Annotated in this window: 15 protein-coding genes; 11 read left to right on the top strand and 4 right to left on the bottom strand. The window is 66.1% G+C overall.

Features of this window, described 5'->3' with window-relative positions; all coding sequences use genetic code 11:
• Window positions 1-14 precede the first annotated feature (14 nt).
• The 5 genes from lepB to PQ455_RS06760 all read left to right on the top strand — a co-directional run bounded on the left by lepB (window position 15) and on the right by PQ455_RS06760 (window position 4,435).
• Window positions 15-815 carry a signal peptidase I gene (lepB, locus tag PQ455_RS06780; RefSeq protein WP_273690349.1) on the top strand — a complete coding sequence of 267 codons (801 nt, stop codon included), beginning with the start codon at window positions 15-17 and terminating at the stop codon, window positions 813-815.
• A 126-nt stretch (window positions 816-941) separates the two neighbouring features.
• Window positions 942-1,823: an outer membrane protein gene (locus PQ455_RS06775; protein ID WP_273690347.1), complete on the top strand. Its 882-nt coding sequence runs from the start codon at window positions 942-944 to the stop codon at window positions 1,821-1,823.
• A gap of 91 nt (window positions 1,824-1,914) precedes the next feature.
• Window positions 1,915-2,580, top strand: coding sequence for a ribonuclease III (rnc, locus tag PQ455_RS06770; protein WP_273690345.1), 666 nt, complete (start codon window positions 1,915-1,917; stop codon window positions 2,578-2,580).
• A complete protein-coding gene (gene era / locus PQ455_RS06765) occupies window positions 2,580-3,497 on the top strand; it encodes a GTPase Era (RefSeq protein ID WP_273690343.1) in 918 nt (305 codons plus the stop codon). The genes rnc and era overlap by 1 nt, the downstream gene beginning before the upstream one ends.
• Before the next feature lie 110 nt (window positions 3,498-3,607).
• The gene (locus PQ455_RS06760) at window positions 3,608-4,435 is read left to right on the top strand and encodes a sugar phosphate isomerase/epimerase family protein (RefSeq protein WP_273690342.1); all 828 of its coding nucleotides are present in this window, start codon (window positions 3,608-3,610) and stop codon (window positions 4,433-4,435) included.
• A 1-nt stretch (window position 4,436) separates the two neighbouring features.
• On the opposite strand, the gene PQ455_RS06755 is transcribed toward PQ455_RS06760, so the two are convergent.
• Both PQ455_RS06755 and PQ455_RS06750 read right to left on the bottom strand, forming a co-directional pair.
• Window positions 4,437-5,738 (bottom strand): aminotransferase class V-fold PLP-dependent enzyme, encoded by a 1,302-nt coding sequence (locus PQ455_RS06755; RefSeq protein ID WP_273690341.1) that lies wholly within the window; start codon window positions 5,736-5,738, stop codon window positions 4,437-4,439.
• Window positions 5,739-5,787: 49 nt separating this feature from the next.
• Window positions 5,788-6,696: a LysR family transcriptional regulator gene (locus PQ455_RS06750; protein ID WP_273690339.1), complete on the bottom strand. Its 909-nt coding sequence runs from the start codon at window positions 6,694-6,696 to the stop codon at window positions 5,788-5,790.
• A 236-nt stretch (window positions 6,697-6,932) separates the two neighbouring features.
• On the opposite strand from PQ455_RS06750, the gene PQ455_RS06745 reads away from it, so the two are divergent.
• Together PQ455_RS06745 and PQ455_RS06740 are read left to right on the top strand one after the other, a co-directional pair.
• Window positions 6,933-7,169, top strand: a complete 237-nt coding sequence (locus tag PQ455_RS06745; RefSeq protein WP_273690337.1) for a hypothetical protein — start codon at window positions 6,933-6,935, stop codon at window positions 7,167-7,169.
• A 21-nt stretch (window positions 7,170-7,190) separates the two neighbouring features.
• Window positions 7,191-8,075, top strand: coding sequence for a bestrophin family protein (locus tag PQ455_RS06740; protein WP_273690336.1), 885 nt, complete (start codon window positions 7,191-7,193; stop codon window positions 8,073-8,075).
• A gap of 90 nt (window positions 8,076-8,165) precedes the next feature.
• Here the strand turns inward: PQ455_RS06740 and PQ455_RS06735 are convergent, their stop codons facing one another.
• Both PQ455_RS06735 and PQ455_RS06730 read right to left on the bottom strand, forming a co-directional pair.
• A complete protein-coding gene (locus tag PQ455_RS06735) occupies window positions 8,166-8,996 on the bottom strand; it encodes a hypothetical protein (RefSeq protein ID WP_273690335.1) in 831 nt (276 codons plus the stop codon).
• Window positions 8,997-9,382: 386 nt separating this feature from the next.
• A complete protein-coding gene (locus PQ455_RS06730) occupies window positions 9,383-10,219 on the bottom strand; it encodes a cold-shock protein (protein WP_273691286.1) in 837 nt (278 codons plus the stop codon).
• 272 nt (window positions 10,220-10,491) lie between these two features.
• On the opposite strand from PQ455_RS06730, the gene PQ455_RS06725 reads away from it, so the two are divergent.
• Genes PQ455_RS06725 through PQ455_RS06710 form a run of 4 tightly spaced genes read left to right on the top strand, consistent with a single transcriptional unit; the run spans window position 10,492 to window position 13,157 of the window.
• Complete coding sequence (locus PQ455_RS06725; RefSeq protein WP_273690334.1) at window positions 10,492-11,286, top strand: TerC family protein; 795 nt, start codon at window positions 10,492-10,494, stop codon at window positions 11,284-11,286.
• Window positions 11,287-11,341: 55 nt separating this feature from the next.
• Window positions 11,342-11,959: a ribonuclease D gene (locus PQ455_RS06720; RefSeq protein WP_273690332.1), complete on the top strand. Its 618-nt coding sequence runs from the start codon at window positions 11,342-11,344 to the stop codon at window positions 11,957-11,959.
• Entirely contained in the window at window positions 11,959-12,606 is a 648-nt protein-coding gene (lptC, locus tag PQ455_RS06715; RefSeq protein ID WP_273690330.1) for an LPS export ABC transporter periplasmic protein LptC, read from the top strand. The genes PQ455_RS06720 and lptC overlap by 1 nt, the downstream gene beginning before the upstream one ends.
• The gene (locus PQ455_RS06710) at window positions 12,603-13,157 is read left to right on the top strand and encodes an LptA/OstA family protein (protein ID WP_273690329.1); all 555 of its coding nucleotides are present in this window, start codon (window positions 12,603-12,605) and stop codon (window positions 13,155-13,157) included. The genes lptC and PQ455_RS06710 overlap by 4 nt, the downstream gene beginning before the upstream one ends.
• Window positions 13,158-13,224: the final 67 nt, after the last annotated feature.

The raw sequence follows: 13,224 nt of genomic DNA, 5'->3' as shown, positions 1-13,224 counted from the left end.
CATCGCCCATCGAAATGGCCCGCCCGCGCACCTTATGGTCCGAAATCCGCTTCTTCGTGGCGCTGGCGCTGATCGCGCTGGTGCTGCGTGGCTTCGTGTTCGCAACGTTCGTCATCCCCTCCGAATCGATGCTGCCGCGCCTGTTCGTCGGCGATTATCTGGTCGTGACGAAATGGCCCTATGGCTGGTCACGCTACAGCCTGCCAGGAGCCCTGCCGTTCTGGTCCGGGCGGATCGGGGCCAAGCTGCCCACGCGGGGCGACGTGGTGGTGTTCAAGGCGCCGCCGTCCCAGCGGGTGGATTATATCAAGCGGGTGATCGGCCTGCCGGGCGATCGGGTGGCGATGCGCGGCGGTCAGGTGATCCTGAACGGCGTGGCCATCCCCAAGCTCAGGGTCGCCGATCTGCTGGTCCCGGTGAGCCCCAACAGCCCGTGCCGCCCCGAACAGGGCGCCGCGATCGTGCGGGAGCGCGAGCCCGACGGCAGCCACGCCTGCCGCTACCACCGCTATCGCGAGACTTTGCCCGGTGGCCGCGCCTATGACGTCCTCGATATGGGCAACACCACCGCCGACGATCGCGACGAAATGGTCGTTCCGGCCGACAGATTGTTCCTGATGGGCGACAATCGCGATCGATCCGCAGACAGCCGCTTTCCCGCGCAGGACGATGGCGGGATCGGGCTGGTGCCGATCGAAAATCTGGTCGGAAGAGCGCAGATTTCCGTGTTTTCCACCGATGGATCGGCATCGTGGACCAGTCCCGCCAGCTGGCTCCGCGCCGCGCGTACGCACAGGATCGGGAAAAGTTTTTGATTTCCCGATTATTACAACGCGATTAGTGCCGGAACGAAAGTATCCATTTAAGAGTATCCCTCCCCGCAAGCGCGTTGCTTGCCTCGGGTATGCGTAGAACACGCCTATTCGCCAAAGGGGAATGCCATGAAATCGTTCGTCGTCGGCGGCTTGCTTGCCGTCACCTTGTCGGCCGCCACGCCTGCTTTCGCACAGGATAGCGCCTCCGCCAGCAGCTGGACCGGCCCCTATGCGGGCATGCGGCTCGGCTTTTCATGGCAGCCCAAGGATCGCAACGAAACGCTGATCTTCGATACCAACCGCGACGGCACGTTCAACGACACGGTCCGCACAACGACCGGTGCCAACGCCTTCTCGCCCGGCTTCTGCGGCGGCGTCGGCCACACCTCGCTGCCGGCCAACGGCTGCCAGGGCGATGCCGGCGGCACCGAGATCGCGGGCGTGCTGGGCTTCGATTACCAGATCGGCAGCAATATCGTGGTCGGCGCGCTGGTCGATTACGGCCGCTCGGGCGTGACCGACGGCGTCAGCGGCTTCTCGACGACGCCCGCCAATTACACTTTCTCGCGCACGCTGCGCGGCCAGGGTAGCCTGCGCGCCCGCGCCGGCTATGCCGTCGCGATCTTCGATGCCGAGCCGACGACGCTCGCCTACGCCACCGGCGGCCTCGCCTATGGCCGCGTCCGCAACCGTTTCGGCACGACGAACGGCGCGAACGCCTTCATCGATCCCAAGGGTGACGATGCTCGCCTGAACCAGGCGCGCGACAATGTCTGGGGCTATACCTATGGCGGCGGCGTCGAGCAGCGCATCGGCAAATTCTCGATCGGCGTGCTGTATCTGTACACCAGCCTGAAGGACAACGACTATGTCGTCGACGTCCAGCGCGGCGCGGCACCGGTGACCAACCCGTTCCTGCTGACCAACGCGACCGGCACTTTCATGAAGCGCAGCTATAGCGACTTCAACCGCCACTCCGTGTCGGTGACGACGAGCTACCGCTTCTGATGGCGGCGGGCCGGGGCGCGAGCGCGCGTTCCGGCCCTCCCCTACCCACCCTCCCCTACCCACTGGGCCCGTCTTGCTGTAGGGCGCGGCGGTGAACGACGATCTTACCGCCTGGATCGAAAGCGCCCTCGGCCATGCCCCGCGCGATCCTGCCCTCTTCCTGCGCGCGCTGACCCACGCCTCGCAGACGTCCGCCAATTACGAGCGGCTCGAGTTCCTCGGCGACAAGGTGCTGGGGGTGGTGACCGCCGCCTGGCTCTACCGCATCCACCCCGACGAACCCGAGGGCGCGCTCTCGCGCCGCCTCAACGCCGTCGTCAGTCGCGAGACCTGTGCCGAGGTCGGCCGCGCCATCGGCGTGCCGCAGCGGCTGGTGCTGGGCAAGCAGGCGCGCGACGATGGCGTGATCCACAGCGACAATGTCGTCGGCGACGCGGTCGAAGCGCTGATCGGCGCGCTGTTCCTGGAAAACGGGCTCGATGCCGCGCGGCCGTTCGTCGAGCGGGCCTTCGCGCCTTTCCTCGGCGAGAGCGCGCCGCGCCACCCCAAGGCGGCGTTGCAGGAATGGGCCGCTGCCAACCGCTGCCGCCCGCCCGTCTATGCGCTCGAACGCCGCTCCGGCCCCGACCATGCCCCGCGCTTCCTCGTCAGCGTCGCTCTGCCCGGCAAGGCGGGCGCCGAAGCGAACGGCGAAGGCGCCTCCAAGCGCGAGGCGGAATCCGAAGCCGCGCGCACCCTGCTCGAAAGACTGAAATGATGACCGACGCCCCTACTCCGGCTCCGCAGACGCGCTGCGGCCTCGTCAGCCTCGTCGGCGCCCCCAACGCGGGCAAATCGACGCTGGTGAACGCCCTCGTCGGCCAGAAGGTCGCGATCGTCAGCCCCAAGCCGCAGACGACCCGCGCCCGCCTGATGGGCATCGCCATCGCCGGCGACACGCAGATCATGCTGGTCGACACCCCCGGCATCTTCGAGGCGCGGCGCCGGCTCGACCGGGCGATGGTGGCCGCCGCTTGGGGCGGCGCCGAGGATGCCGACCTGCTGTGCCTGGTAGTCGATGCCAAGACCGGCATGTTCCGCAAGCTGGAGCCGATCCTCGAGGCGCTGAAGGCACGACGCGAGCCCAAGCTGCTGATCCTCAACAAGGTGGACGTGACGCCCAAGGAGGAATTGCTGGCGCTGGCCCAGAGCCTCAACGAGACGATGGAATTCTCCGACATCTTCATGGTCTCCGCCACCACCGGCGACGGCCTTGCCGACCTGAAGGCGACGCTCGCCGCGCGGATGCCGGAAGGGCCGTGGCACTTCCCCGAGGATCAGGTGTCCGACGCGACCGACCGGATGCTGGCCGCCGAAGTGACGCGCGAACAGCTCTACCTCCAGCTCCACGCCGAACTGCCCTATGCCAGCGCGGTCGAGACGGAAAAGTACGAGGAGCGCAAGGACGGGTCGGTCGCGATCCACCAGCAGATCCTCGTCGGCCGCGACACGCAGAAGGCGATCGTGCTGGGCAAGCGCGGCGTGCGGCTGAAGGAGATCGGATCGAAGGCGCGCGAGGAACTGGCGACCCTGCTCGGCCGCAAGGTCCACCTGTTCCTGCATGTGAAGGTCAACCCGAAGTGGGAAGAGGATCGCGGGCTCTACGAGGAGATCGGGCTCGACTGGGTGAAGTGAGACGCACGGGCCGGGCGCGGTTTGATCGCCCCGGCGGATAGTGGCGGCGCGCAAGTGACGGGCGACCGGGCACCGATTAGGCCACCCCGATACTGCCGTGGGGGTGCCGCATGGATCGCCTGGGAATCGACTTCATCAGCGTCTTCGGGATGCCGCCGGTCGCCTTCGTCGAACTGGCCGCCGATCTGGGCGTCGCCCGGATCGGGCTCGGGCCGAGGCCGCTCGTGGTCAATCCGGGGGTCTATCCCGATTGGTCGCTGGTCGACGATGCGGCGCTCCGCCGCGAGGTGAAGGCGGCGCTGGCCGCCAACGCCGTCTCGATCGCGATCGCCGAAGCCTGCCTGCTCTTCCCCGGCGGCGACGTGCGCGACACGGCGCCGGCGCTGGACGTGCTGGCCGAACTCGGCGCGCCCTGCGCCAACATCGCCAGCCTCGATCCGGACAGGCAGCGCACCTTCGACCAATGCGCGCTCTACGCCGAAATGGCCGAGGCACGCGGGATGCGATCGACGGTGGAATTCGCGCCGATGCTGGGCGTGCCCGATCTGGCGACCGCCCGCGCGCTGGTGCGCCATGTCGATCGGCCGGGCTTCGCCATCCTGGTCGATATGCTGCACCTCGCCCGATCGGGCGGCACGACCGCCGATCTGCTGGCGCTCGATCCGGGCGAGGTGGGCCATATCCAGTTGTGCGACGGTCTGCTCGAATGGACGATGGACAGCTATATGCACGAGGCGGCGGCCGAGCGGCTGTGCCCCGGCACCGGCCAATTTCCGCTGGCGGAATGGCTCGCCGCCCTGCCCGGCACCGTCTCGATCGGGCTGGAAATGCCGATGCAGGCGCGCGCGCTGGCGGGCGATGCGCCGGGCGACTGGCTCGGCCCCTGCGTCACGGCCGCCCGCGCGCTGATGGCGGAGGCGGACGGGCTGCGGCGTTAGATCAGGCGAACAGCCCGCGCTCGGCCTGGATCGCGGCGATCAGCCGGTCCAGTTCCGCCGTCGTGTTGAACAGCGCCGGCGTCACCCGCAATACCGGGCCGGAGGCGAGGCCCCTCTTCGCCACCACCAGCAGGCGATATTTGTCGAGGAACAGCTTCTGCACCGCCTGCGCCTGCGCCCAGTCGCGCTGGCCGGGCAGGCGGAAGGCGCTGACCGAGCCGTGGTTGTCGGGCTCGTCGGGCAGCATCAATTGCAGGCCCTTCACCTCGCGCACCCCGGCGATCCAATGGTCGCGGAGCGCGCGCAGGTGCGCCAGCTTGCGCTTCGGCCCGATCGCGCGGTGCATCGCGACGGCGGCGGGGATGGTGAGGCGCGCGGCGATGTCGGCGGTGCCGGTGGGCACGCGCGCGCGGATATCGCTCTCGTCGTGGATGCGGTTGCCGAGGTACGGCGCGATGTCGCCCAGCCGCCCCTCGCGAATGTAGATGCCGCCATTGCCGAGCGGCGCGGCCAGCCATTTGTGGAGCGAGAAGCCGATGAAGTCCGCGCCGGTATCGGCGACCGTGAAATCGAGGTGGCCGACGGTCTGGGCGCTGTCGAGGATCACGTCCACGCCGCGCGCCTTGGCCATCGCCACGATCTCGCGCACCGGCGGCACCAGCCCATTGCGGTTGGACAGGTGGGTGAGCAGCAACAGCTTGGCGCGCGGCGTGTCGCGCAGGATGCGATCATAGGCCGACAGGATGTTGGCGCGGGTCATCGGCTCGGGCAGGTCGAAGCGCACCACCTCGGCGCCCCGGCTCTCCTTCAGATATTCCATCGCATATTGCATCTCGTCATAATCGACATCGGCCAGCAGCACGGCATCGCCGGCCTTGAGCAGGCGATAATTGGTGATGAGCGCATAGAGCGCCTCGGTGCCGCCCGTGCTGAGCGCGATCTCCTGCGTCTTGCAGCCGAGCAGGCCGGCCACCTCGGCGCGGCTGCGATCAAGCTCCGCATCGCGCGGATGGCCGGGGACGGCGCTGCGCAGATAGAGTGCGTTGACCCGGTTCACCCAGCCGACCTTCTCGGCATAGATCGCCTGCACCGGGCGGGTCATCGCGCCATAATAAGCCGCGTCGAAATTCGCGATGGTGCGATCGATATCGTAGAGCCGGCCGAAGGTGGCCTGCGCGGAGGCGAAATCGCCCATCGCCCGATCGAAGCCGGGTTCGAGCGCGATGCCCTGCGCCGATGCCTCGCCCGCCCCGGCCAGCGCCACGGCGCCCGTCATCCCCAGAAACGCGCGGCGATCGTGCATCGAAACCTCCCTGTGCCCGCGCCGCACGGAACAGGGCCGGCAAGGCTTGTCAATCGGCGTGGAGCGCGCGGCCGTTGGCGGAATCGACGCCGAGATGCTTGGCCAGGAAGCCGAGGCAGCTGCGCACCTTGGCGGTATCGCCCTGCGCCGGCAGGTAGAGCGCGGCGATGCGCGAGGCGGGCAGCGACACCGCCGGGAGCAGCGTCTCCAGCCGCCCGGCGGTGAGATCCTCCGACACGTCCCACAGCGACTTGATGACCACGCCCGCGCCGTCGATCGCCCACAGCCGCGCCAGTTCGCCGTCGTTGGTGGAGAGCATCCGCTTGGGCGCGGCGCCGCCCATGTCGATGCCGCGCCACAGATCCTGCGCGCCGCTGCCCACCACGATCATATCGTGATCGGCCAGATCGGTGGCGTGCTGCGGCCGGCCCCGGCGGTGAAGATAGGTCGGCGAGGCGCACAGCACGCGCGGGTTATCCGCCAGCCGCTTCATAATGAGCGTGGAATCGGGCTGCGGATCGAAGCAGATGGCGATGTCGTGCCCGCTCTCGACGATGTTGCCGGCCTGCTCGGCGGTTTCCAGATGCACCTCAACCTCGGGGTGGAGCATCGCATAATGGTGGAGCAGGGGCGCGAGGCGGCGGCGGCCGAAGGCGATCGTCGTCACCACGCGCAGCAGCCCGGAGGCGTCGGTCGCGGTGCGCATCACCGCCGCTTCGGCATCGTCCAGCTCGGCGAGCGCACGGCCCGCCTTGTCGAAGAAGATCGCGCCCTCGTCCGTCAGGGTCAGGTGGCGGCTGTTGCGGCGGATCAGCGGCACGCCCAGCCGCGTCTCCAGCTGGGTCAGCCTCCGGCTGGTCGCGGCGAGCGACAGGCCGAGGCGGCGGGCGCCTTCGGAGAGGCTGCCGGCCTCGACGATCTTGAGGAAGGATTGGATCTCCGAGAAGCGGTCGCGCATGCGAGATAACGTAGGATTGCAATGTTGCGGTGCAATAGAATGTACCTTGCTCCCCTGTATTAAAGCATTGCCACATCAACGGCGTGTGACCGGATTTCTGCGAAAAATTATCGCAATACCGCGAAACGCAAACCTGCCTTGCGCACTTGTCGGGTGGTTGACGATCGGGGTGCGACGCAACATTTTTGTGGGGCGTCGCATTGCGGCATCGTCATTTTCGAGAAGGATGTAGGCTTATGGTGGCTCTCACCGCCCCCCGGATCAAATCCGATCCCCCGCTCGCCTGGAACGATATCGAGGCGCTGCCGATCTACGCCGCGCTGATCCTGGGCCTCGGCTTCCTGTGGTTCGCCATCACGGACCAGTCCCCCTCGCTTCAGGCGGCGACGATCAAGGCGGTGGGTATTGTCGGCTGCCTCGCATTGCGCCATGCGTGGCTCAAACTCGATGACGAAGCCGCCCCCACCTCTTAACCTATCGGTACAGTATCTCGCATGATCGTCGGACGGACGCCCCGTATCCGCCAGACGTTCCAGGCCGCGTGGAGCGCGCTGATCGCGCTCTTCGTGTGGGACGTCACGGTTACGGTCTTTTATTTCATCTCGCCGTTTCGCGCCCCGGCGCTGCCCCTCACCATCTTCGGCACCGCGCTGGCGCTGTTCCTCGGCTTCCGGGTGAACTCCGCCTACGCCCGCTGGTGGGAGGCGCGCGTGCTGTGGGGCGGCATGGTCAACGTCTCGCGCAGCTTCGCCCGCGCGGTGCTGGCGCTGATCCCGGACACGCCCGAGGCCGCCTCGCTCCGCACGACCCTGATCGAGCGGCAGATCGCCTATGTCCATGTGCTGCGCTGCCAGCTTCGCAAGCAGGACCCCGGCCCCGAGATGCGCCGCACGCTGCCGAACGGCGACAATCCCGAACTGGCGCGCCGCAACCCGGCCAACGGCTTGCTCGACGGATCGGACCTGCTGATCACCGATGCCTATCGCAAGGGCTGGATCGACAGCATCCAGCAGAGCCGGCTGGAAAGCCTGTTCATCGACATGTCGAACGCGCAGGGCGGCATGGAGCGGCTGAAGAACACCCCCCTGCCCGCGCAATATCGCAGCTTCCCCACCTTCTTCACCCGCCTGTTCTGCGTGCTGCTGCCGATCGGCCTGGTCGAGACGCTGGGCGTGGCAACGCCGGTGGGTTCGGCGGTGGCGGGCTTCATGTACCTCGCCGTCCTCCAGATCGGCGACGACCTGGTCGATCCCTTCGCCAACTCGATCCACGACGCGCCCCTGCTGGCGATGACGACGACAATCGAGGCGGACCTGCTGCAAGGCCTGGGCCGCGAGGCGCCGCCGGCGGTGGAGCCGGTGGGGGGGATATTGTGGTGAGGGCGATTTAAGCGCCGGAGTTTATCGCTGGGATGACGCCGCCGAAATCAGTATCAGTCTAATTTGAGAGAAACGATCGCTCGGTTGGCATTATTTAGCGCGTCTCTTCATTTCTCGTCCAACACCGCTAAGCGCGTCAGCTCCGACAAGTGAAGCATAAACCGTGCTCATCATGCCCGAATCGATAGTGGTCCCACTGATCCAGCAGAGTAGGTGCGCGACTCCCAACGCAAGCGCGGGAGCAACTACAAAAATCTTCGCGCCACGTTCAGCAGAATCCAACAATTGACTACGGTGCAGTTCGATCGAAGACACTATTGTGGCTATTGGCCGCCCATCCTCTATCGCCTCGATCAACTGACCTATAGCGCCATGCAGTTCCTTTAGATGCCTGAGAGCATCTGCTGTCTCAGGATCGTTGAAGCGCCTTGCTTCGACACTATCAATTAAATTTTTAAGCTCACCCAAAGCTATTGGAGCGATAACTTTGATCGCGGCAACTCGTGCCTGAAGCGATGGTCGCCCCGTCCATCCTGCAGAATCAGTTACATCTTCATTCCCGATCAGCCGCTGAATGATGTCCACATAGGACTTCTCGACGTCAGGGTTAACGCTTTCGAAATCGTCCGCCCGTGTAGGATGATTTCGATAATCCAAGAACTTCTGAAGAACATCCGCGCGGGCTTGGTCATTGAACGCCCTAAGCAAACCCCTAAGGCGATTGGCCTTCGATGTGCCCAGCTCAATGTAGGTTGGGGCAGTCGCGTCAAGATTCCAATGCCTGCGAACGAACTCGTTAAATGTCCGATCGCTGAAATCGAGGACGTACCCATGGCCCATTCCAAGGATAAGTTCGATGGTTGCCATCTCATTGCGATCAAATATAATCTTGTTCGCCGCGTCGTGTAAATCTTGGGCCATAGCTGCAACTCATCCGTGACGTGAGACGCCGATCGACATATACAGCTCTCAACAGTCAAAACACCTACAACTTATGCCTGATTCTTGAAATAGGCCAGCTTTTCTATTTTAAAGATGCTTTTCTAGATCAGCGGTCTTCTTCATCTGCATAAATTTTCTCTGACAGCCCCGCTACAGCAGGTGTATTGGCCAACGTGTACATTCACGGTAACCACTGAAGTAGGTCTGGATGACAGGCATTTCGGGGCAATTGAGCGACCCGCCATCGATCCCACACTAACTCCACCTCGCATTTGCGAAAAGAACCATAACATCCGCATCATCCGCCACGAAAAAGCCCGGCCGCATCGCTGCGACCGGGCCATTCTACCCGTTAGGGTGTGCGATCAGATGCCGCTGAGGTTCACCGCGGCGTACTTGCCGCGACGATCGACTTCGAGTTCGAACTCGAGGCGGTCGCCCTCGTTCAGGCTGGTCATGCCGGCGCGTTCCACAGCGGAGATGTGGACGAACGCGTCGGGCTGGCCGTCGTCGCGCTGGATGAAGCCGAAGCCCTTCATCGGGTTGAAGAACTTCACGGTGCCGGAAGCCTTCTCGCCGGTGAGCTGGCGCTGCGGGCCACCACGGGCCGCGCCGGGGGCGCCAGCGGCGTCACGCGGGGGACCGCGATCTTCGACCGCCATCGGCTCGCCATCGATCTTCAGATCGGTCGCGGAGATGCGGCCGCCGCGATCGACGAGCGTGAAGCCCAGCGGCTGGCCATCAGCCAGACCGGTGAGGCCGGCCTGCTCGACCGCCGAGATGTGAACGAAAACGTCCTCGCCGCCGTCATCACGGACGATGAAGCCGAAGCCCTTCTGCCCGTTGAAGAACTTCACGACGCCCTTGCCTTCGCCGATCACCTGGGGGGGCATGCCGCCGCCGCCACGACCGCCGCCGAAGCCGCCACCGCCGCCGCCGAAACCACCGCCGCCGCCGCCACGGAAACCGCCGCCGCCGCCACCGCCGAAGCGATCACCGCCGCCGCCGAAACCGCCGCCACCGCCGCGGTAACCACCGCCGCCGCCGCCGCCGAAGCGATCGCCGCCACCGCCGAAGCCGCCGCCGCCGAAGCGATCACCGCCACCGCCGAAGCCGCCGTCGAAACCGCCGCCAAAACCGCCTTCGTCGCCGAAGCCCTTGTCACGGCCGCGCTGACCGCGTCGCCCTCTGTCGAAACTCATGCCTAAGAATTCTTCCCGAATACGCCCGATCCAACGAGAAGCCCGCGCCGGACGTCTGGCGCGAATCTCCCAGCGCGATCCGTTACGCGCCAATGTGGCCGTTTAAAGGAAAAACAGGGGAACTGCGAGCGGTTTCGCTTCCGTTCAGGTGGTTCATCGGCTGGACAGCGCGCCTTGCCGCAGCTTGAGTCGCAAAATGTCACGAAATAACCGGTTGGTTACTCTTTCGTTAGACTTGCCGCGCCTGTCCGGCACGCCTTATCAGCCTGTTCATGGACCAGATCGGACAGCTGCTTTCGGACCCCGCCGCCTGGGCGGCCCTCCTCACGCTGATCGTGATGGAGGTGGTGCTGGGCATCGACAATCTCGTCTTCGTGGCGATCCTGTCGAACAAGCTGCCGCCCGAAACGCGCCAGAAGGCCCGGCGCATCGGCATCGGCCTCGCGCTCGTCATGCGCCTGCTGCTGCTGTTCACGATATCGTGGGTGATGGGGCTGACGAAGCCGGTGTTCGATCTGGGGCTGACCGGCCCGCCCGGCGACCATCGCGTGCCCTCGTTCGAGACGAGCTTCACCTGGCGCGACATCATCCTGTTCGCGGGCGGGCTGTTCCTGGTGTGGAAGGCGACGCGCGAGATTTCGCACAGCGTGAACGACGATGGCGGGCACGAGAGCGAGACGACCGCGCGCGCCGTCGGCATCGGCTTCGGATCGGCCATCGCCCAGATCATCGCGCTCGACCTGGTCTTTTCGATCGATTCGATCCTGACGGCGGTGGGCATGACCGACGATCTGCCGGTGATGGTGGCGGCGGTGATCGTGGCGGTGGGCGCGATGCTGCTGGCGGCCGATCCGCTCTCCAACTTCATCAATCGCAACCCCAGCGTGGTGATGCTGGCGCTCGGCTTCCTGCTGATGATCGGCATGGTGCTGATCGCCGAGGGCTTCGGCGCGCACATCCCCAAGGGCTATATCTACACCGCCATGGCCTTTTCGGGCGGGGTCGAGATGCTCAACCTGTGGCAGCGCAGCCGAAAGGCCAGGGCGCAGGCGAAGAAGGCGCATTGAGCCCGCGTGAAGAACGCGCATTGAGCGGAACGCCGCACAGGCCTATGCGGGCCGGATGAGCGTTTACCTGCATGAAGAGGATCTGCCCGAGGGCGTCCTCGCCCCCGGCCCCGTCGCCGTCGATACCGAGACGATGGGCCTCATCACCCCGCGCGACCGGCTGTGCCTGCTCCAGATCTCGGACGGGGGCGGCGACGAGCATCTCGTCCGCTTCGGGCCGGGCAGCGACTATGCCGCGCCGAACCTGCGCGCGGTGCTGGCCGATCCGGCGCGGCTGAAGCTCTACCATTTCGCCCGCTTCGATCTGGCGGCGATCCGCCATTACATGGGCGTGGTGGCCGGCCCGGTCTATTGCACCAAGATCGCCTCGCGCCTGATCCGCACCTACACCGATCGCCACGGCCTGAAGGAGCTGGCGCGCGAACTGCTCGGGCAGGATGTGTCCAAGCAGCAGCAATCGTCCGACTGGGGCGCGCCCGAGCTTTCGGAGGCGCAGAAGGATTATGCCGCCTCCGACGTGCGCTTCCTGCATGCGATGAAGGTAAAGCTGGACGAGCGGCTGATCCGCGAGGGCCGGATGGAACTGGCGCAGGCCTGCTTCGATTTCCTGCCGCACCGCGCCGAGCTGGATCTCGCCGGCTGGCCCGAAATCGACATCTTCGCCCACGCCTGATGGCCACGCGCGCCGATACCATCCGCGATCGTCGGCAGGGCTGGGCCGTGCCCGGCGGATCGCACGACAGGCTGATCCGCGTGGTGCGGGTCGCGCTGCCGCTCGCGGTAGTGGTGCTGGGGCTGTTCCTGGCGGCGGTGCCGCTCACCAGCCAGCGTGACATCAGCTTCGTGCTGTCGAAGGACCGGGTTGAGATCGCGCACGAGCGGATGCGCCTCAGCCGCGCGGTCTATCGCGGGCAGGATGCCAAGGGCCAGCCGTTCAACCTGACCGCCGCTTCGGCCGTGCAGCAAACCTCGGCCGATCCGGTTGTCAAGATGCAGACCCTGCGCGCCCGCCTCGCCCAGCCCAATGGCGAGGCGCTCGCCGTGGCGCCGCAGGGCCGCTACGACATGAACAGCGAGAAGATCGCCATCGACGGCCCGGTGCGCCTGTCCGATTCGACCGGCTACCGGCTCGATACGCGCAATGTCGATATCGATCTCAAGACGCGCCAGTTCGCCAGCCGTACGCCGGTCTCCGGCCTATCCCCCACCGGCCGCTTCACCGCCGATCGCATGACCGGCGATCTCAACAGCCATGTGGTGGTGCTGGAGGGCCGCGCCCGCTTGCATATCGTCCAAGGCCAGTCCAAGGCCGCGAAATGACCGCGCGCCTTCCCCTGTTCCTGATGCTCGCCACCCTGCCGGCCGCCATCGCGATCGGCCAGTCGGCCACGGTATCGTCGCTGAAGGGGCATAATGCCAACGCGCCCGTGGATGTCGCCGCCGACCGGATCGAATTGCAGGACCGTGCCGACCGCGCGATCTTCACCGGCAACGTGAAGGTGAAGCAGGGCGACATGACGATGGACGCCCCGCGCATGACCGTCGCCTACGCCCGCGCCGCCGGGGCCGACCCGCAGGTGCAGCGCATCGACGCCTCGGGCGGCGTGACCGTCACCTCGCCCACCGAGACCGCCAAGGGCAATTTCGGCATCTACGACGTCAACCGCCGGCTCGTGACCCTGATCGGCAACGTGCGGGTGACGCGCGGCACCAACAACGTCAACGGATCCCGCCTGACGATCGACCTGACGACCGGCCGCGCCAGCGTGGACGGCAGCCGGGTGCCCGGCAACGCCACGACCACCGGACCCGGCGGCGTGGCCGGCGGCCGCGTGACGGGCCGCTTCAGCGTGCCCCAGCGGACCAACTGACCGCACAAAGCCACAGGTTGATCCGAAACGGGCCGAGCCGGGCGGCATGAATCTTGCTCTTCACGCC

Source organism: Sphingomonas naphthae (assembly GCF_028607085.1).
Classification (GTDB): Bacteria; Pseudomonadota; Alphaproteobacteria; order Sphingomonadales; family Sphingomonadaceae; genus Sphingomonas_Q; species Sphingomonas_Q naphthae.
Note: the sequence above shows the minus strand (reverse complement) of the source record. Positions and strands in the feature narration are given on the sequence as shown.